We start from the raw sequence: 19,468 nt of genomic DNA, 5'->3' as shown, positions 1-19,468 counted from the left end.
TCGTACAAAATCAAACAGGTTCAAACAGAGGTGAACATGAAGCTGCTGGTGACCGGAGGCGCGGGCTACATCGGGAGCGTGGTGGCCGCGAGGCTCGTGCAGGCCGGCCACGAGGTGACCGTGCTCGACGACCTGTCGACCGGCCATGCCGACGCCGTGCCCTCGGAGGCGAGGTTCGTCCAGCGCTCGATCACCGAGCCGGGCGACGCGCTCGACGGCGTCGAGGCCGTGCTGCACTTCGCGGCCAAGTCGCTGGTCGGCGAGTCGGTCGACAAGCCCGGCCTGTACTGGTCGCACAACCTCGGCGGCACCCTCGCCCTGCTGGAGGCCATGCACGCGGCCGGGGTGCGCAGGCTGGTCTTCTCCTCGACGGCCGCGACGTACGGCGAGCCCGAGCGTTCGCCGATCCTGGAGAGCGACCCGACCCGGCCGACCAATCCCTACGGCGCCTCCAAGCTGGCCGTGGACACCGCGCTGAGCGCCTATGCCGGACTGCGCGGGCTCGGCGCCGTCAGCCTGCGTTACTTCAATGTCGCCGGGGCCTACACCGCGCCCGACGGCCGCGTCTATCGCGAACGGCATGCCACCGAGACGCATCTCATCCCCAACATCCTCAAGGTGGCCACCGGCGAGCGGGGGTCGGTGAGTGTGTTCGGCACCGACTACCCGACGCCCGACGGCACGTGCGTGCGCGACTACGTGCACGTGGCCGACCTGGCGACCGCGCACCTGCTGGCGCTCGCCGCCTGCGAGGAGGGCGAACACAAGATCTACAACCTGGGCAACGGTCTCGGCTTCTCGGTCCAGGAGGTCGTCTCGGTCTGCCGCGAGGTGACCGGGCACGAGATCCCGGCCAACGCCGAGCCGAGACGAGCGGGCGACCCCGCCGTGCTGGTGGCCTCGTCGGAGAAGATCCAGCGCGAACTGGACTGGAAGCCCGAACGTTCCGGGATGCACGACATCGTGTCCGACGCCTGGGCCGCCATGCCTCGGTGACTTTGTGCGGTTCTATGGGTGCAGGCGGTGAATATGTGCTCTCATACGGAAATGTGAGAAACCTTTCGCCGGGAGCCGCCAAGCTGCTCTTCGGCGTACTCGTGCTGCTCGCCGGCACCCTCGCCACCGCCGGTGTCGTCTTCGCGACCACGCCCGGCGTTCCCCGGCCGCCCGCGCAGTGCCCGCCCACCGGCCCTTCGGCGGCCCCCGCCACCTTCTTACCGGCCTCGCCCAGCACGACGCCCTCAGGACGCGGCCACTAGCGAACGGCCAGGCGCAGCCTCGTCTGGTTGTCCTCCGGGCGGCGGTCGCCGATGCGGTTGGAGTACACACCCGCCTGGGCCTTGACGGACTTGCGGGGGGTGCTGAAGGACAGCCGGACCCGGACGCGGTTGCCCGGACGCAGCGGCCGGTCGAGGCGGCAGCCCACATAGCCGGGGCGGTCGCGGCAGGTGGCGCCCGCGGCCTTGACGAGGGTGGCGCCGCCGGTCTGGACGAACACCTGGCCGTCCCCGACGACCAGCGGACCCCGATTGCGGACGACGGCGTCGAGCCCGAACCGTGTGACGCGCTTCTTCCCGCCGGACTTCAGCGCCCTTGCCGCCTTGCCCCGGGCCAGGCGCACGCCGAGGTCGGCCCCCTCGCCCACCGTGGTGATCGCGGTCGCGGCATTGTCGCTCTCGTTGTCGTCGACGACCTCCGAGGCCAGTGTCGCCGACGTCCGCAGCGGCCCCTTGGCACCCGGACGCACGATCGCGCCGATCGTCACCGCGCCCGTCCTGCCCACCAGCACATCGGTCGGGGAAGGGCACACCACCTCGTTCTTCGTCCGGCCCGGACGGCAGGCGGCGACGTCCACACTCATCACGTCCACGCCCGGCGGCACCTTCACCGTCAGGACGGGCAGCACGGCGTCACCGGGTCCGGCGTTGCGCACCCTGACCTGGAACATGATCGGCTGGCCCGGCTGGGCCACGGCGGGCGTGGCGGTGATACGCACCGAGAGGTCGGCGCCTCCCCACCGATCGGCCTGGGCCCCTTGCGGCGTGCCCAGCAGCACGACGCCCGACACGGCCGCCACCGCGACACGCCCGCCCCGCTCCGCCATCAACCTTGCGAACATTCGCCCCCCGTACTGCTGGATTTCCCTGATTCTCCCCCTCTGACCTGCGCAAATCCTGCCCAACACGCCGACGGGGCGGGCGGAGGCGTTCGACCTCGGCCTGCATGTACTACCGGGGCGACCTCGACACGGCCGCCCTCCAGGCCATCGCCGCCGAGGAGGCCGCGACCCTGATAGCCGACGTCCACTCGGCCGTGAACGCCCCGGCTCCCTCGTTCCCACTCTGAGGCCCCCCTTTACGGCAGGCCCCCGCATTGCTCCCCCGCCGCCCGTGGCCGGGCCCCACCGCTCGACGCCCCTCGTGCGCGCACACCGCCCGCCGCTACGCCCCACGCACAACGCGTCGGGCGCGTACCCCCGAAGGAGATACGCGCCCGGACGACCAAGCCGATCGGGACTAGATGAGCCCCAGCCCGGCCACGGCGTCGCGCTCCTCGACGAGCTCCCGCACCGACGCGTCGATGCGCTCGCGCGAGAACGCGTCGATCTCCAGGCCCTGGATGATCTCCCAGCGCCCGCCGACCGACCGTACCGGGAACGACGAGATGATGCCCTCGGGCACCCCGTAGGACCCGTCGGACGGAACGGCCGCCGAGGTCCAGTCGGTGCCGTTGACCCAGTCGAAGACGTGGTCGACGGCCGCGTTGGCGGCGGAGGCGGCCGAGGAGGCGCCGCGGGCCTCGATGATGGCCGCGCCACGCTTGGCGACGGTGGGGATGAAGGTGTCGCGCAGCCAGGACTCGTCCACCTGCTCGGCGGCGATCTTGCCACCGACCTCGGCGTGGAACAGGTCAGGGTACTGGGTGGCGGAGTGGTTGCCCCAGATGGTCATCTTGTGGATCTCGGTGACCGGCACCTGGAGCTTGGCCGCGAGCTGGGACAGCGCGCGGTTGTGGTCGAGGCGGGTCATCGCGGTGAAGCGCTCGGCGGGGACGTCGGGCGCGTGCTTCTGGGCGATGAGCGCATTGGTGTTGGCGGGGTTGCCGACGACCAGGACGCGGATGTCGTCGGCCGCGTTGTCGTTGATCGCCTTGCCCTGCGGGCCGAAGATGCCGCCGTTGGCCTGCAGCAGGTCGCCGCGCTCCATGCCCGCGGTGCGCGGACGGGCGCCGACGAGCAGGGCGACGCCGGCGCCGTCGAACGCCTTGTCGGCGCTGTCGGTGATCTCGATGCCGCGCAGCAGCGGGAACGCGCAGTCGTCGAGCTCCATCGCGGTGCCCTCGGCCGCCTTCACCGCCTGCGGGATCTCCAGCAGGCTCAGCCTGACCGGGACATCGGCGCCGAGCAGCTGACCAGAGGCGATCCGGAACAGCAGCGCGTAGCCGATCTGACCGGCGGCTCCGGTGACGGTTACCTTGACGGGCGTGGCCATGGCCTTCCCCCAACTCGTGGACGTATGGTGACGGCCAAACATTACCCCTCGGGGACCAGCACGCGTGTGTCAGGTCGGGTGAGATCGCGCACGACGACGCGGTCGTTCTTGAGCAGGGCCAGTGCGACCAGCGCGATCGCCGCCCCGGCGAGGCCGAGCCACGGGATGACGGTGGCGCTCGCGGCGGCGTGTGCGGCGGGCAGTCCGGCCAGCGGCGCCTGCTCACGCACGACGGCGGCGTAGGTGGTGCCCGCGATGGCCAGCGCGACCGAGCCGCCGATCTGCCGGAAGAAGGCGAGGTTGGCGCTGGCGGTGCCGATGTGCTCGGGCGCCACCGAGACCTGGACGGCGACGGTCAGCCCGGACAGCATCGGCCCCATGCCGAGCCCGATGAGCGCCATCCACACGGCCAGCCACCCGGCGGGCGTCTGGTTGCTCAGCCCGGCGCACAGCAGCACGCCGGCCATCATCAGGAAGGGCGCGCCCAGCAACACGGGCTTGTACCTGCGCGTCCTGGTGATGATCGCTCCCGCGGCGGCGCTGCCCACGACCATGCCGAGCATCAGCGGATAGATGCGCAGCCCGGACTCGGTCGCACTGAGCCCCTGCGCCTCCTGGAAGTACCTGGGCAGGAACACCACCCCGGCGAACATGCAGAACGCCGTGACGAACGAGGTGATGTTGACCAGCGTGTAGGTACGGTCGCGGAACAGCTCCAGCGGCACGATCGGATGGGCGGCCCGCCCCTCCCACCACACGAACACCCCGACGAGCACCGCGGCCAGCACGAGCGGCCCGAGCACCGGCCCGCTGACCCACGCGTTGCCCGCCTTCTCCGTCAGCCCGATGAGCAGCGCCCCGATCCCCGCACTGAGCAGCGCGATGCCCAGATAGTCGGGCTTGGCCCCCTTACCCTGCCCCCGCACGTACGGCAGGCGGGCCACGATGATCGCGACGAGCAGCAGTCCGATCGGCACGTTCACATAGAACGCCCAGCGCCAGGTGAGCTCGTCGGTGAAGACGCCGCCGAGGTAGGGCCCGGCGACGTAGCTGAGCGCCATGACGCCGCCGAGCGCCCCCTGCACCCGGCCGCTGCGCTCGGGCGGGAACAGCTCCATGACCAGGGCCAGCGACAGCGGGAGCAGCGCTCCGGCGCCGAGCCCCTGCAGGCCGCGGAAGGCGATGAGCTGGGTCATGTCCTGCGCGACCCCGCACAGCACGGACCCGGCGAGGAAGAGCGAGACGCCGACGAGCAGCAGCGGCTTGCGCCCGTAGGTGTCGGAGAGCCTGCCGTACAGGGGCACGGTGATGGTGGAGGTGAGCAGGTAGGCGGTGACGACCCAGGTGTAGTGGTCGGCCCCGCCGAGCTCCTGGACGATCCGGGGTAGCGCGGTGCCGACGATCGTCTGGTCGAGCATCGCGAGGAACATGCCGCCGATCGCGGCGAACAGGAGCAGCCCGTTCTTTGACGTGTCTCTAGCCACGTGTAGAAGCTGACATGTCTGTCCTTACATGTCAACAGATGAGTATGATGAGTCCATGTCCCTGAGGTACGCACTGCTCGGCCTTCTGGCCCAGGGCGGCTCGGCGAGCGGCTACGACCTGACGAAGAAGTTCGAGTCGTCGGTCAACCACGCCTGGCAGGCCAAACACAGCCAGATCTATCCGGAGCTGGCCAAGATGACGGCCGACGACCTGATCCGCGTGGCCGACGAGGAGGGCCCGCGCGGCAGGAAGACCTACACGATCACCGCGGCCGGGCTGAGCGCGCTGCGCACGTGGCTGGTCGAGCCGTCGCAGCAGCGGGTGCCGCGCAGCGAGCTGGGACTACGGGCGTTCATGCTGCCGCTGCTGGAGACCGAGCAGGCCATCGCCATCCTGCGTGAGGAGATCGTCTTCCGCGGCCGGTCGCTCCAGCACCTGGAGAGCCTGCGCCGGGGCGACCCGTCGAGCCACTTCGGCGGCTACGCCCTCGAACTCGGCATCGCGCAGACCAGGGCGACGCTGGAGTGGGCGGAGTCGACGGTGGCCGACCTGGAGAGCAAGGGGTGGGGCATCAGCGACAGGACTCCATTGCCGGAGCCTTCGTCTCCGGCGTGAACTCCACATTGCCGAAGTGCGAGGCCAGCAGCCTGCGCATCGCACCACCCCGGTAGAGGTCGCCGATCACCCCGGTCACGGCCTTGCACGCCTTGACGTCACCGCGCTTGAGCGCGACCGCGTAGCGCTCGGAGCTGAGCCGGGCCGCGAGGATCTTGTACCTGGCGTTCTCCCGGTGCGCGAACCCGGCCAGCAGCAGGTCGTCGCCGGGCACCGCGTCGACCTCTCCGGCCCGGAGCTTGTTCATGCACTCGCTGTAGTCGGCGGCGGGCACCAGGCGCATCTCCACGGCCTTCTGCACGATCCCGACCGTGGCGCTGTTGAGCCCGCACAGCCGCTTGCCCTTCAGATCGGCCAGCTGCCGCAACCCGTCGCCGTCGCGCACGAGCACGTCGCGGTGCGCCACGTAGTACGGCCCGGCGAAGGTCACGTCGTCCTCGCCGATCGAGTACGCCGCGATCACCAGGTCCACCGTGCCGCTCTGCAATGCCCTGACCCGGTCGGCCCGGCCGACCCGCACCCAGGTGATGCCGCTCTCCGGCACGCCGAGCTGCTTGGCGATCCGCTTGCCCACCTCGACGTCGAACCCGCTGAACGCCCCGCCGTCGGCCAGCCCGATCCCCGGCAGGTCCCCGCGCACGCCGATCCGCAACGTCCCGGTCTGCGCCGCCCGGTCCACCACCGACCCCGAAGGCGCCTCCGGCCCCGCCGACGCGCTCGGCCCGGTCACGAACGCCCCCAGCGACCACACCCCCGTACGCACGGCGAGCACGGCGCCCGCGATCACCACGAGCGCCACCGCCAGGGCGATCCAGGGCCCCTTGCGGCCCGGCCGCCTGGCCGGAGGCCGTGCGGGAGGCGGCGTCGCCGGAGACCTGTCGTCGCCGTACGCCGTCTGGAAGGGACCGGCCCCGGTCTGCCAGCCCTGGGCGTCGCTCCATGAGGACTGCGGTCCCGCGTAGGCGGCGACGCCTTGGGCGCGCATGCCCTGGGCGCCCGGCGCCTGCGTGCCGGTGGCGTACGCGCCGGGAGCGGGCGACTGGTGGACGGTGCCGGTGTGCGGAGGGCGGGTGCCCGTCGTCGGGATGGGGCCCGCGCTTCGGGTCGGGACGCCCGAGCGAGGGGTGGGGCCGTCGGCCGCGAGCGTGGCCTCGTCGCCCGCGAGCTGGGCGCCCTGCGACAGCACGGCGGTGGAGGCGCCCACGCCGTCGGTGCGGCCGAGCAGGCGCAGCAGCAGCTGGTCGGCCGTCGGCCGTTCGGCGGGGTCCTTCGACAGCGCCGAGCGCACGGCACCGCGCAGCGGCTCGGGCAGCGGGCTGACGTCCACCTCGTGGTTGAGGATGCGGTTGAGCACGACCGCGATCGACCCGCCCTCGAACGCCGTCACGCCCGTCGCGGCGAACGCGATCGTCGCGCCCCACGCGAACACGTCGGTGTAGGGGCCGACGTCGTCGCCCGAGATCTGCTCGGGCGCCATGTAGGCGGGCGTGCCGATCGCCCTGGAGGTGATGGTGCCGGTCGAGTCGATGATCCTGGCGATGCCGAAGTCGACCACCCTCGGCCCGTCGGCCGCGATCAGCACGTTGTCCGGCTTGAAGTCCCTGTGGATGATCGACGCGTGGTGGATGGCGGTCAGCGCGGTCGCCGTGCCGACGGCCAGGCGTTCGAGCGCCGAGCCCTTGATCGGCCCGTCGGTGTCGACGATCTCCCGCAGGGGACGGCCGTCGATGTACTCGCTGGCGATGTAGGGGGTGTCGCCGTCCAGGTCGGCCTCGACCACACTGGCCGTGCAGAAGGAGGCCACCCGCTGGGCCGCGCGCAGCTCGCGGGCGAACCTGGAGCGTGCCGTCGCGTCGCCCGAGAACTTGATGTGCAGCAGCTTGACCGCCGCGCGCTCGCCGTGCTGGTTGACGCCGAGGTAGACGATGCCCTGGCCGCCCTCGCCGATGCGCCCGGACAGCCGGAAAGAGCCCAGCTGGCTGGGATCCCCCGCCATCAAAGGCGCGATTTCCGGCATTCGTCACCCCACGTCGCCATCAAGCCTGACGAGAAGACTTTACGTTGCTCATGAAGTTCTCAGGGAACTGTTAAAGGTTCGTGACGTCACAGTTCGCCCTGACATGCCGGGTAGATACGGGCTCTCGGTGCTTGCCGTGCCGGGCTCGGGAGGGGAGCCTCAGGAGATGGATCGCGCCTACGACATCGTGCTCTTCGGGGCCAGCGGCTTCACCGGAGAGCTCACCGCCGCCTACCTGGCCGCCCACTGCCCGCCGGGCACCCGCTGGGCCGTCGCCGGGCGCGATCGGGCCAAGCTGGCGGCCCTGCGCGAGCGGCTGGGGATCGACGTGCCCTACATCGTCGCCGACGCCGACCGGCCGGAGGCCATGGCCGAGCAGGCCCGCGTGGTGATCACCACCGTCGGGCCGTACCTGACGTACGGCGAGCCGCTCGTGGCGGCGTGCGCGCGGGCGGGCACGCACTATGTGGACCTGGCGGGCGAGCCGGAGTTCGTGGACCGGATGTACGTGGCCCACCACGCCCGGGCACTCGCCAGCGGCGCCAGGATCGTGCACGCGTGCGGCTTCGACTCCGTCCCGCACGACCTCGGCGTGCTGTACACGGTCGGCCTGCTGCCCCAGGGCGTGCCCCTGCGGATCTCCGGGTTCGTCAGGGCCGGAGGCAGGCCGTCGGGCGGCACCTTCCACTCGGCGCTCACCGCCCTGTCCAGGCCACGCCAGATGGCACAGGCCGCCGCCGCGCGCCGCGGCGCCGAGCCGCGCCCGAAGGGCAGGAAGGTGCGCTCGGGACCGGGATCGGTGAGGTACGTGGGCGGGTGGGCGCTGCCGTTCCCGTCGATCGACGCGCAGATCGTGGGCAGGTCGGCACGGGCGCTCGAACGCTACGGACCCGACTTCGACTATCGCCACCACGTGGCGGTCAGGCGGCTCACGACGGCCGCCGGCCTGGTCGCGGGCACGGCGGCGGTGGCGGGACTGGCCCGGATGGCGCCCACGCGCGAGTGGCTGCTGCGGCGGCTGCGGCCCGGCGAGGGACCGACGGCCGAGCAACGGGCACGCGGCTGGTTCACGGTCACCTTCGTCGGCGAGGGCGGCGGCGAACGCGTGATCACCGAGGTGGCGGGCGGCGACCCCGGCTACGGCGAGACCGCCACGATGCTGGCGGAGTCGGCGCTGTGCCTGGCCTTCGACGACCTGCCCGACACGGCGGGCCAGCTCACCACGGCCACCGCCATGGGCGAGGCGCTGACCGGCCGCCTGCGCGCGGCGGGACTCACCTTCAGGCTGCGGGCATAGCGGCGCGGGACCGCCGTCGGTGGACGGCCCCGCGTCACATGCCGGGAAGGGATGGAGGTCAGGCCATCTTCTTCTTGAGGTTCTCGTCGAGGGCCGCCAGGAAGTCCTGGGTGGTCAGCCACTTGGCGTCGCCGCCGACGAGCAGGGCGAGGTCCTTGGTCATCTGACCGCCTTCGACGGTCTCGACGCAGACCTGCTCGACCTTCTGCGCGAACTCGGTCACCGCGGGGGTGCCGTCGAGCTTGCCGCGGTGCTGCAGGCCCTGGGTCCAGGCGAAGATCGAGGCGATCGGGTTGGTCGAGGTGGGCTTGCCCTTCTGGTGCTCACGGTAGTGCCGGGTCACGGTGCCGTGTGCGGCCTCGGCCTCGACGGTGCGGCCGTCGGGGGTCATGAGGACGGAGGTCATCAGGCCGAGCGAGCCGAAGCCCTGCGCGACCGTGTCGGACTGGACGTCGCCGTCGTAGTTCTTGCAGGCCCAGACGTAGCCGCCCTCCCACTTCAGCGCCGCGGCGACCATGTCGTCGATGAGGCGGTGCTCGTAGGTGATTCCGGCGGCCTCGAACTCGGCCTTGAACTCGCTCTCGAAGACCTCGGCGAAGATGTCCTTGAAGCGGCCGTCGTAGGCCTTGAGGATGGTGTTCTTGGTCGACAGGTAGACGGGGTAACCGCGGTTGAGGCCGTAGCGCATGGAGGCGCGGGCGAAGTCGCGAATCGACTCGTCCAGGTTGTACATCGCCATCGCGACGCCGCCACCGGGGAAGTCGTAGACGTCGAGCTCGATCGGCTCCGAGCCGTCCTTGGGGGTGTAGGTCAGCGTGAGCGTGCCCTCGCCGGGGATCTTGAGGTCGGTGGCACGGTACTGGTCGCCGAACGCGTGGCGGCCGATGATGATCGGCTGGGTCCAGCCGGGCACGAGCCTCGGCACGTTCGACATGATGATCGGCTCGCGGAAGATGACGCCGCCGAGGATGTTGCGGATCGTGCCGTTGGGCGACTTCCACATCTTCTTGAGGCCGAACTCCTCCACCCGCGCCTCGTCGGGGGTGATGGTGGCGCACTTCACGCCGACGCCGTACTGCTTGATGGCATGGGCGGCGTCGATCGTGACCTGGTCGTCGGTGGCGTCGCGGTGCTCGATGCCGAGGTCGTAGTACTTCAGGTCGACGTCGAGGTAGGGAAGGATCAGCTGGTCCTTGATGAACTGCCAGATGATGCGCGTCATCTCGTCGCCGTCAAGCTCGACTACGGGATTCTCTACCTTGATCTTGGGCATGGTGGGTTCCCTTCATGACATACAACTGGCCAGGGCTCACTGGCCGATCGAGGCTATCGGATGGCCTTCAACGCCGGTTCATCGGATGATGAGCGACTTGAGTGCCGGGTACTCCAGGAACAACGCCGTGACCGCCATGGCGAGACCGAACCCGCTCATGACCACGACGTCGACCTTCTTCGACCGTATGGCGAGCTGCCCGCCGTACCCGGCGAAGCGCAGGGCGGCGGCGATCAGGAGCACGGCGCCGAGGGCGAATCCGCCCCACTCGACGTCGATGAGCACGCTCACGAGCACGGCTGCGACCGCACCCGCCATGATCAGCGGGTACGGTCCCCAGCTCTCCCGTGTGCTGTCGCTCAACGCTCGGTGATCGGCTTCCACTTCTGGTCGCGCTCGCCGATGTACTCGCTGTCCGGGCGGATCAGGCGGTTGTCGGCGTGCTGCTCGATCACGTGCGCGGTCCATCCGGACATGCGGCTGATCGAGAAGACCGGGGTGAACAGGTCGGTGGGGATGCCGAGGTAGTGGTAGACCGACGCGGCGTAGAAGTCCACGTTCGGGTACAGGCCCTTCGTCTCGAAGACGACCCGCTCCATCTCCTTCGACATCCGGTAGTAGGTGTCGTCGCCCTTGACCTCGGCCAGCTCCTGCGACATGCGGCGCAGGTGGGTGGCGCGCGGGTCCTCGGTCTTGTAGACGCGATGGCCGAAGCCCATGATCTTCTCGCCCGCGGCCAGCTTGTCGCCGACGACCTGGGCGACCTGGTCCGGCTCGATCGACTGCAGGGTCTTCATGACCTGCTCGTTGGCTCCGCCGTGCAAGGGGCCCTTCAGGGTGCCGATCGCGGCGACGATGGCCGAGTGCATGTCCGACAACGTCGCGGCGCAGACCCGGGCGGCGAACGTCGAGGCGTTCATCGTGTGGTCGGCGTGCAGGACCAGGCAGGCGTCGAACAGTTCGACCTCGCGCTGCGTGGGGACCGAGCCGGTGATCTGCAGCAGGAAGGTGGCCGCGATGCTCTGCCCGGGGTCCGGCTCGGGCGCCTGGGTCCCGGTGCGGGCGGCGTGGTACCTGGCGACCAGGAGCGGTTGCTGCGCGGTGAGGCGCGCCGCCTTGCGCAGGTTCGCCTCGGGCGCGTTGGAGTCCTTGTCCGGGTCGTCGGCCGCGGCGAGCGAGACGAGCGTGCGCAGCGCCTCCATCGGCTCCTGCTTCTCCGCGATCTCCGGGATGTTCGCCTCGACCAGCGCGCCCAGCGTGCGACCGCTGACCAGCTCGGCCCCGTAGGCGCTCAGCTCGTCCTCGGTGGGCAGCCTGCCGTACTGCAGCAGGTGCGCGGTCTCTTCGAACGTCGCGCGGCCGGCCAGGTCGTGGATGTCATATCCACGGTAGAAGAGACGACCGGCCTTCCCGTCGATGTCGCTGAGCGCTGTTGACGCGGCTACGACGTCGGCCAGGCCTTTGGTGGGCTTGTCCGCCATGTGATGTTCCTCCGCTTATCTCGTCCGAAGTCTACCTGTGAGCAGGTAAAACCAGCCGCAGAGGTCCAGACCAATTTCACGTTGGATTCTCCTTACGGCAAAGGAGATTCCCCATCCCCTCGTTTGGGTAAGCCGGAGCTGTAGTAATAGTTACGGCGGGCTACCTGGGGAGGAACTGCCGTGGAGGGGCCGTTCATACGCATTGAGGACACTGGCGAGGTGGTCCCATTGCGCCCCGAGATCACGACGATCGGCAGAGGTCGTGGCGCTGACATCCGGCTCACGGATCCAAGCGTCTCGCGCCTGCATGCCGAGTTCGTCAGGCGGGGTCCATACCTGTACGTCGTTGACCTGGGCTTGTCCCGCAACGGCACGAGGGTGAACGGCAGGCCGATCGCCCGGAGGGTTCTCGACGACGGTGACGTCGTATCCTTCGGCGCGGCTAGGGCGAGGGTCGGTGGGGTTCCCAGAGAGGACTTCACCCCCGAGGTCGAGCTGCGCAGAGCCGCCGCACCCGAACTCACCAGACGCGAGGTCGACGTCCTGACCTCGCTCTGCCGTCCAGCGCTGTCGGACGAGGCGTTCGTCGCCCCGGCCACCGCGCGCGAGATAGCTGACGACCTGGTCGTCACAGAGGCGGCGGTGAAGCAGCACCTGCTGCGGCTCTATCAGAAGTTCAGGATCCCCGAAGGCACCAACCGGCGCACCCGGCTGGCCAACGAGGTCGTCGCGCTGGGTCTGGTGCGGCCCACACCTGTCGTGCCGCCACAGCGGTCGGCGGGCTCGGCCGCAACGGAGTCCCAACCGTCGGCGGCCGGCCGCCGCGCGTCGTAACTCATGCGGCGGGCGTCGTGAGCCCGCCCGCCGCACCGGGTGACATCCGCGTCAGAGCTGCCTTTCGGCTGCCTCGACGACATTGCTGAGCAGCAGGGCCCTGGTCATCGGCCCGACCCCGCCGGGGTTGGGCGCCATGAACCCCGCGACCTCGGCGACGTCCAAGGCGATGTCGCCGGCGATCTTGCCGTCGACCCTGGAAACGCCGACGTCGAGCACGGCGGCGCCGGGCTTGACCATGTCACGTGTGATCAGGCCGGGTACACCGGCGGCGGCGACGACGATGTCGGCTCTGCGCGTGTGGGCGGCCAGGTCCTGGGTGCCGGTGTGGCAGAGCGTCACGGTGGCGTTCTCGCTGCGCCGGGTCAGCAGCAGGCCGAGCGAGCGCCCGACCGTGATCCCGCGTCCGACGACCGCGACCTCGGCGCCCTTGATCGGCACGCCGTACTCCTGCAGCAGCAGCACGATGCCGTGCGGGGTGCAGGGCAGCGGCGCGTCGACCATGTGCACGAGCCTGCCCAGATTGATCGGGTGCAGGCCGTCGGCGTCCTTGGCCGGGTCCATGCGCTCGATCAGCGCCATCGTGTCCAGGTGGCGGGGCAGCGGGAGCTGGACGATGTAGCCGGTGCAGCCCGGCGAGGCGTTGAGCTCGTCGATCGCGGCCTCGACGTCGGCCTGGGTCGCGGTGGCGGGCAGGTCGACGCGGATGGAGGCGATGCCGACCTCGGCGCAGTCGCGGTGCTTGCCCGCGACATAGATCTGGCTGCCAGGGTCCTCGCCCACCAGCACGGTGCCGAGCCCCGGCACCACGCCTTTCTCCTTGAGCGCGGCCACCCGCGTGGTGAGGTCGGCCTTGATCCTGGCCGCTGTCGCCTTGCCGTCGAGTCTCACTGCGCTCATGACGGCCAATCCTTCCACGAGATCCTTTCCCGGCGGCACCACAGGTCTTTCAATGAAGGCATGAGCGAGGCCTTCCGCCTGATCTCCGCCAGGTCCACCTGTCTGTTCACCGGCTCACCGGGCGCTCCGCACCAGATCCTGCGCGTCACCGCCCGGCGGGGTGACAGGGACGTCGCCGTCACCGTGCACGGCGAGGCCGTCACGCAGGCCGCTCCCGTCACCGTCCCCGCCGGGTCCGGGGTCGTCACCGTGGAGGCGCCGCTCGTGGTGGCGGGGCCGTACGGGCGGGTGGCGCCGTGTGTGGTGCGGGCGGGCGGGCAGCGGGTGCCGGCCGAGGTGCGGGCGGAGGAGCCTGGCTGGACGGTGCATCTGGTCTCGCACTTCCACTACGACCCGGTGTGGTGGAACACCCAGGCCGCCTACACCTCGCCGTGGGAGCTGCTCGGCGGCGACGGCGGCACCAGGCCGCTGTGGGAGCACAATGCCTTCGCGCTGGTCGAGGCGCATGTCGAGCTGGCGTTGCGCGATCGCGACTACAGGTTCGTCCTGGCCGAGGTCGACTATCTCAAGCCGTTCCTCGACACCAGGCCGTGGCGCAGGGCCGATCTGCGCGCCCTGCTCGCCGAAGGCCGCCTGGAGCTGGTCGGCGGCACCGCCAACGAGCCGAACACGAACCTGACCGGCGCGGAGTCCACGATACGCAACCTGGTGTACGGCATCGGCTACCAGCGTGACGTGCTGGGCGGCGATCCGTCGACGGCCTGGCAGCTGGACGTGTTCGGGCACGACCCGCAGTTCCCCGGGTACCTGGCCGGAGCCGGGCTCGCCACGTCGGCCTGGGCGCGCGGGCCCTTCCACCAGTGGGGGCCGATCCAGCGCAACTTCGGACCGGCGCGCGAGGACGCGACGCTCATGCAGTTCCCCAGCGAGTTCGAGTGGCTCTCGCCGTCCGGCCGTGGCGTGCTGACCCACTACATGCCGCACCACTACTCGGCCGGCTGGTGGATGGACTCGGCCGACACCGTCGAGGCCGCGGCCGAGGCCGTGCACGAGCTGTTCGTCAAGCTCAGGCCGGTCGCGGCCACACGCAACGTGCTGCTGCCGGTCGGCACCGACTACACGCCGCCCAACAAGTGGCTCACCGAGCTGCACCGCTGGTGGGCCGCCCGCTACGTGTGGCCGCGTTTCGTGTGCTCGACGCCGCGCGCCTTCTTCGCCGCGGTACGCGCCGAGTGCGGCGCGTGGAGTCCGCAGACGCGTGACATGAACCCGGTCTACACCGGCAAGGACGTCTCCTACATCGACACCAAGCAGGCCCAGCGCGCCGCCGAGGTCGCCGCGCTCGACGCCGAACGGCTGGCGGTGTTCGCCGCGCTGCTCGGGCTCGGCCGCTATCCGCACGCGAGGCTGGACAAGGTCTGGCGGCATCTCGCCTACGGCGCGCACCACGACGCGATCACCGGCTCGGAGTCCGACCAGGTCTACATCGACCTGCTCACCGGCTGGCGCGAGGCGCACGACCTGGCATCGGCCGTACGCGACCGCGCGCTCGACGCCCTGGTCGCCTCGATCGGCCTGGCGCGGGAGGCCGTCGTCGTGGCCAACACGCTGCCGTTCGCCCGGGACGGCCTGGCCCGGGTGCGCCTGCCCGAAGGCATGCGCCCGGCCGGGACGGCATCGGTCCTGGAGGACGGTCTCACCACCTTCGCCGCACGCGACGTGCCCCCCACCGGCTGGCGCGCCTTCCCCGTCGAACGCGGCCCCGCCAACGGCTGGCAGCCCGCCGACCCCGCACTGCCGATCGCCAACGAGCACTTCCGGGTGCGGGCGGACCCGGCGCGCGGCGGCTGCCTGACCTCCGTCGTCGAGCTCGCGACCGGGCGGGAGCTGCTCACCGGCCTGGGCAACGAGCTGCGGCTCTACCGGGAGTACCCCTCGCATCCCGACATGGGGGAAGGCCCGTGGCACCTCACGCCGACGGGCTCGGTCATCGGCTCGGGCGACTGTCCCGCCGAGGTACGGGCCGAGCGCAGCGCGCTGGGCGAGCGGCTGGTCGTCACCGGCCGGGTGGGCGAGGTCGGCTACGAACAGGTCGTCACGCTGTGGCGCGGCTCGCCGCAGGTGTGCTTCAGCACCCGTGTGCTCGACTACACCGGGGCCGATCGGCTGCTCAGAGTGCGTTTCCCGGCCGCCGTGCCGGGCGCGCTCCCGGTCAGCGACGTCGCGGGCGCGGTGATCGCACGCGGGTTCGCCCTGCCTGACGTCGACTCGGCCGTACATCCCTGGACGCTGGACAACCCCGCCAACACCTGGTTCGGCCTGTCGTGCACGGCCCGGGTGTCGCTGGGCGAGGAGGGCGAGCGGGCGATCGGCGTGGCGGAGGTCGTGACGGCGTCGGACCCGTCGTCGGCACGTGAGCTGGTGGTGGCGCTGGCCAGGGTGGGGGTGACGGCCACGACCTCGGTGGCGTCCGGCCCCAGGTACGGCTGGCTCGACGTGGACTCCAACCTGCCCGACGTCCGCGTGCTGCTCGGCGGGCCACGGCAGAACCCGGTGACGGCCGCCCTGCTCGCCGACGCCGACCCCGCCTGTACGGCCGAGCTGGAGCGTCAGCTCGACGCCTGCGGCACGGCCAGGGTCTGGGTGCCCGCCGGGCTGCCGCTGGCCCGGGTGTGGCGGCCGGGCGCCGACCTGCGCGACCTGCGGGCGCTGCCCGCGCTGATCCTGGCGGGCGACCTCCGCCCGGTCCTGGCCGAACTGGCCCAGGCCAGGATCGGCGCCGTCTGCCCGGCCTCGGTCGCGGGCATCGGGCACGACGTGCTCGAGGACAGGACGGTGGCGCTGCTGACCTACGGGCTGCCCGGCTTCGCCGTCGATCCTTCGGGCGCGCTGCACCTCTCGCTCATGCGCTCGTGCACGGGCTGGCCGTCAGGCGTGTGGCTCGATCCGCCGCGCCGGACGACGCCGGACGGGTCGGGGTTCCAGCTGCAGCATTGGACGCACACGTTCGACTACGCGCTGATGGCCGGGCCTGGCGACTGGCGGGCCCTGGCTCTTCCATCGGCCGGGCAGGAGCACATCACTCCCCTGCACACCAGGCTCGTGCCCGCCGCCGAAGGCCCGCTGCCCGCCGTCCACTCGCTGCTCGGCGTCGAGCCCGCCCGCGACGTGCTGCTCGGCACCGTCAAGGCCACCGGGCACCCGCACGCCCAGGGCAGGGTCACGGCGCCGGACGGTGTGACGATCCGCCTGGCCGAGGCCACGGGGCTCGGCTCCCGTGTGCGCCTGACCTCGCCCGTGCTGCCGCTCGACGGGATGCGCCAGGCCGATCTGCTCGAACGCCCCGGGGCCGATGCCGCCTCGATCGAGCTGGCCGGGTCCGATGTCGCCACGTTCGTCGTGCCGGTCGCCGTGCCCTGCGAGGAGATCGGCGCTTCGGCCGAGGCGGTGCAGCCGGTGTTCAGCCGGTACTGGCTGCACAACAAGGGGCCCGCGCCGATCGGCTTCCTGCCGGTGTCGATCGCGCTGTCGCCCGGCCTGGTCAGGGCGGCCGGGGCGGCCTTCGAGGTCGAGGTAGTGGTGGCCTCGCAGCTCACCGACTCCTCCTGCGAGGGCGTCGTCGAGGTGGAGGCGCCGCCCGGCTGGGTGGCCGAGCCCGGCTCGCACGCCTACCGGCTGGAGCCTGGCGGGTACACGCGGCTGGCCGTCACCGTCACCCCCGCGCGGGAGGCGGCCACCGGGCTGTGGTTCGTCGCCGCCAGGACCACGTACGGCGGCGACCTCATCGAGGACGTCGTCACGGTGGCGATCGGCGATCCGCCCCAGCTGCCCGCCCCCGGGCCGATGCCACCGGCCGTCGACCAGCTCGCCGGAACCTCGTCACGGGCCGAGCCCGGCACCGGGCTCACGGTGCGCACGGCCACGTCCCGGCTGGCGTTGCGGCCGGGCGAGCGCGGGGTGCTCGCCGTACGGCTGGCGAACGGGACGAACGGGGAGATCCGCGGTGAGGTGCAGGTGGCGTCGCCGTGGGGGACGTGGGAGCTGCTGCCCGAGCCGGGCGCCGCTTTCGCCGTGGCCCCGGGCGGGTCGGCCGAGGTGGCGCTGCCCGTGGTCGTGCCCCAGGAGGCCAGGCCCGGACAGGGGTGGGCGCTGGCGAAGGTGATGTGGTTCGGACGCTGTCAGTACGCGCCCGTGGTGGCGATCGAGGTGCTCAGCGCTGCTCCGCCTGGGCCTCACGCCGCTCGATGATGCGCCGCGTGAACGGGATGACCTCCATCAGCCTGCCACCCAGATAGGCCCCGACGAAGGCCAGCAGCACGAGGACGAACGGGCTGGCCGCCATGCCGTGCACGGTGACGAAGGCATACAGAACTGCGTCAAGCGACACCATAAGGGGGACTCCGGGGGAAGAAGCGGACAGGTGGTGCCTCACCCTAGCGGGGCGTCGGCCATGCCCCTGCCCGCTTCGATCTCCCTTCGAGGCCACTGTCCCGTGACCCCGAGCGGCCGATGCCTAGTGGAAGAAGTGCCGCGTGCCGGTGAAGTACAGCGTCACGCCCGCCTTCTCCGCCGCCGCGACGACCTCCTCGTCACGCACCGAGCCGCCGGGCTCGACCACGGCCTTGACCCCGGCCTCGATCAGCACCTCAAGGCCGTCGGCGAACGGGAAGAAGGCGTCGGAGGCGGCCACGGCGCCCACGGCGCGCTCGCCCGCCCTCGACACCGACAGCCGCGCCGAGTCGACCCGGTTGACCTGGCCCATGCCCACCCCGACCGTGGCACGGCCGGACGCCAGCAGGATCGCGTTGGACTTGACCGACCGGCACGCCCGCCAGGCGAACTCCAGATCGGCCAGCACCTCGGGCGAGGCCGCCGGGCCCGCCTTGAGCTCCCAGGCCCGCACCGCGTCGCCGGGCGCGTCGACCCGGTCGACCGCCTGGACCAGCAGGCCGCCGTCGACGCGCCGGAACTCGCTGCGGTCGGCCGGGCCTTCGGGGCAGGCCAGCAGCCTGATGTTCTTCTTCGCCCGCAGGACGTCCAGAGCCTGCGCGGTGAACGAGGGGGCCACCACGACCTCGGTGAACACCTCGGCGATCTGCCCGGCCAGCTCGGCCGTGACCTCGCCGTTGACCGCGATGACGCCGCCGTATGCCGAGACCGGATCGCAGGCGTGCGCCTTGCGGTGCGCCTCGGCGACGTCGGCGCCGACGGCGATGCCGCACGGGTTCTGGTGCTTGATGATCGCCACACAGGGGTCGGTGAAGTCCCACGCCGCCCGCCACGCCGCGTCGGCGTCGAGGTAGTTGTTGTAGGACATCTCCTTGCCGTGCAACTGCTCGGCTCCGGCCAGGCCGCCGTGCTCGCCGCCGTAGAGCGCCGCGCTCTGGTGCGGGTTCTCGCCGTAACGCAGGGTGGCCTTGTGCCGCCAGGCCGCGCCCTTGAACGCAGGCCACTCGCCCTCGGGCGCGTAGACCTCGGCGAACCAGGTGGCGACGGCCGTGTCGTATGCGGCGGTGTGGGCGTAGGCCTGGGCGGCCAGCCTGCGGCGCTCGGTCAGCGTGAAGCCGCCCTCGGCCACGGCGGCCAGCACCTCGGCATAACGACCGGTGTCGACGACGACCGCGCACGTGTTGTGGTTCTTGGCCGCGCCCCTGATCATCGCGGGGCCGCCGATGTCGATCTGCTCGACGCACTCGGCGTCCGAAGCGCCGGACGCGACGGTCTGCTCGAACGGATAGAGGTTGACCACCACGAGCTGGAACGGGTCGATCTCCAGCTCGTCGAGCTGCTTGACGTGGTGCTCCTTGGTCACGTCGGCCAGCAGACCGGCGTGCACGCGGGGGTGCAGCGTCTTGACCCTGCCGTCGAGGCACTCGGGGAAGCCGGTGAGCTGCTCGACCTTGGTCACGGGAACGCCGAAGGAGGCGATCTTCGCGGCGGTGCCGCCGGTCGAGACGATCTCCACGCCTGCGGCGTCGAGCGCCCTGGCCAGCTCCTCAAGGCCGGACTTGTCATACACCGCGATCAACGCGCGCCGAATGGGGATGCGGCTCACTGCGGGTTCCTCCTGATCGA

The 19,468-nt window shown here is 71.2% G+C and carries 17 protein-coding genes; 7 read left to right on the top strand and 10 right to left on the bottom strand.

Features of this window, described 5'->3' with window-relative positions:
* Positions 1-36: 36 nt before the first annotated feature.
* Both galE and ACTWNK_RS07725 read left to right on the top strand, forming a co-directional pair.
* Positions 37-996 carry a UDP-glucose 4-epimerase GalE gene (gene galE / locus ACTWNK_RS07730; RefSeq protein ID WP_474303161.1) on the top strand — a complete coding sequence of 320 codons (960 nt, stop codon included), beginning with the start codon at positions 37-39 and terminating at the stop codon, positions 994-996.
* A gap of 53 nt (positions 997-1,049) precedes the next feature.
* Positions 1,050-1,259, top strand: a complete 210-nt coding sequence (locus ACTWNK_RS07725) for a hypothetical protein (protein WP_474303160.1) — start codon at positions 1,050-1,052, stop codon at positions 1,257-1,259.
* Here ACTWNK_RS07725 and ACTWNK_RS07720 read toward each other — a convergent pair.
* Complete coding sequence (locus tag ACTWNK_RS07720) at positions 1,256-2,119, bottom strand: hypothetical protein (protein WP_474303159.1); 864 nt, start codon at positions 2,117-2,119, stop codon at positions 1,256-1,258. The two genes, ACTWNK_RS07725 and ACTWNK_RS07720, sit on opposite strands and share 4 nt — an antisense overlap.
* Positions 2,120-2,223: 104 nt before the next feature.
* Here ACTWNK_RS07720 and ACTWNK_RS07715 point away from each other — a divergent pair, with 104 nt between their 5' ends.
* Positions 2,224-2,346 (top strand): hypothetical protein, encoded by a 123-nt coding sequence (locus ACTWNK_RS07715; RefSeq protein ID WP_474303158.1) that lies wholly within the window; start codon positions 2,224-2,226, stop codon positions 2,344-2,346.
* 170 nt (positions 2,347-2,516) lie between these two features.
* Here ACTWNK_RS07715 and ACTWNK_RS07710 read toward each other — a convergent pair whose 3' ends face one another.
* Both ACTWNK_RS07710 and ACTWNK_RS07705 read right to left on the bottom strand, forming a co-directional pair.
* A complete protein-coding gene (locus tag ACTWNK_RS07710; protein WP_474303157.1) occupies positions 2,517-3,491 on the bottom strand; it encodes a malate dehydrogenase in 975 nt (324 codons plus the stop codon).
* A 41-nt stretch (positions 3,492-3,532) separates the two neighbouring features.
* Positions 3,533-4,975: an MDR family MFS transporter gene (locus ACTWNK_RS07705; protein ID WP_474303156.1), complete on the bottom strand. Its 1,443-nt coding sequence runs from the start codon at positions 4,973-4,975 to the stop codon at positions 3,533-3,535.
* 55 nt (positions 4,976-5,030) lie between these two features.
* On the opposite strand from ACTWNK_RS07705, the gene ACTWNK_RS07700 reads away from it, so the two are divergent.
* Positions 5,031-5,591, top strand: coding sequence for a PadR family transcriptional regulator (locus ACTWNK_RS07700; RefSeq protein ID WP_474303155.1), 561 nt, complete (start codon positions 5,031-5,033; stop codon positions 5,589-5,591).
* On the opposite strand, the gene ACTWNK_RS07695 is transcribed toward ACTWNK_RS07700, so the two are convergent.
* Positions 5,548-7,608 carry a serine/threonine-protein kinase gene (locus ACTWNK_RS07695; protein ID WP_474303154.1) on the bottom strand — a complete coding sequence of 687 codons (2,061 nt, stop codon included), beginning with the start codon at positions 7,606-7,608 and terminating at the stop codon, positions 5,548-5,550. The genes ACTWNK_RS07700 and ACTWNK_RS07695 overlap by 44 nt on opposite strands.
* 166 nt (positions 7,609-7,774) lie before the next feature.
* Between ACTWNK_RS07695 and ACTWNK_RS07690 the strand changes: the two genes are divergently transcribed.
* On the top strand, positions 7,775-8,905 hold the full coding sequence (locus tag ACTWNK_RS07690; protein ID WP_474303152.1) for a saccharopine dehydrogenase family protein: 1,131 nt from the start codon (positions 7,775-7,777) through the stop codon (positions 8,903-8,905).
* A gap of 58 nt (positions 8,906-8,963) precedes the next feature.
* Here the strand turns inward: ACTWNK_RS07690 and ACTWNK_RS07685 are convergent, their stop codons facing one another.
* From ACTWNK_RS07685 to ACTWNK_RS07675, 3 genes are all read right to left on the bottom strand, one after another.
* Positions 8,964-10,178, bottom strand: coding sequence for an NADP-dependent isocitrate dehydrogenase (locus ACTWNK_RS07685; RefSeq protein ID WP_474303150.1), 1,215 nt, complete (start codon positions 10,176-10,178; stop codon positions 8,964-8,966).
* A 78-nt stretch (positions 10,179-10,256) separates the two neighbouring features.
* Entirely contained in the window at positions 10,257-10,541 is a 285-nt protein-coding gene (locus tag ACTWNK_RS07680; RefSeq protein ID WP_474303148.1) for a DUF3017 domain-containing protein, read from the bottom strand.
* Entirely contained in the window at positions 10,538-11,659 is a 1,122-nt protein-coding gene (locus ACTWNK_RS07675) for a citrate/2-methylcitrate synthase (protein ID WP_474303146.1), read from the bottom strand. Before ACTWNK_RS07675 ends, ACTWNK_RS07680 begins: the two co-directional genes overlap by 4 nt.
* 180 nt (positions 11,660-11,839) lie before the next feature.
* Here ACTWNK_RS07675 and ACTWNK_RS07670 point away from each other — a divergent pair, with 180 nt between their 5' ends.
* Complete coding sequence (locus ACTWNK_RS07670; RefSeq protein WP_474303144.1) at positions 11,840-12,493, top strand: FHA domain-containing protein; 654 nt, start codon at positions 11,840-11,842, stop codon at positions 12,491-12,493.
* A gap of 51 nt (positions 12,494-12,544) precedes the next feature.
* Here the strand turns inward: ACTWNK_RS07670 and ACTWNK_RS07665 are convergent, their stop codons facing one another.
* Positions 12,545-13,393: a bifunctional methylenetetrahydrofolate dehydrogenase/methenyltetrahydrofolate cyclohydrolase gene (locus ACTWNK_RS07665; protein WP_474303142.1), complete on the bottom strand. Its 849-nt coding sequence runs from the start codon at positions 13,391-13,393 to the stop codon at positions 12,545-12,547.
* A gap of 60 nt (positions 13,394-13,453) precedes the next feature.
* On the opposite strand from ACTWNK_RS07665, the gene ACTWNK_RS07660 reads away from it, so the two are divergent.
* On the top strand, positions 13,454-17,641 hold the full coding sequence (locus ACTWNK_RS07660) for a glycoside hydrolase family 38 N-terminal domain-containing protein (RefSeq protein ID WP_474303140.1): 4,188 nt from the start codon (positions 13,454-13,456) through the stop codon (positions 17,639-17,641).
* On the opposite strand, the gene ACTWNK_RS07655 is transcribed toward ACTWNK_RS07660, so the two are convergent.
* Entirely contained in the window at positions 17,604-17,783 is a 180-nt protein-coding gene (locus ACTWNK_RS07655; protein WP_474303138.1) for a hypothetical protein, read from the bottom strand. The genes ACTWNK_RS07660 and ACTWNK_RS07655 overlap by 38 nt on opposite strands.
* 123 nt (positions 17,784-17,906) lie before the next feature.
* A complete protein-coding gene (gene purH / locus ACTWNK_RS07650) occupies positions 17,907-19,448 on the bottom strand; it encodes a bifunctional phosphoribosylaminoimidazolecarboxamide formyltransferase/IMP cyclohydrolase (protein ID WP_474303136.1) in 1,542 nt (513 codons plus the stop codon).
* Positions 19,449-19,468 lie beyond the last annotated feature (20 nt).

It is taken from the genome of Nonomuraea sp. IBHARD001, assembly GCF_056106265.1.
The sequence above is the reverse complement of the archived record's forward strand: the minus strand, read 5'-3'. Positions and strand labels throughout refer to the sequence as shown.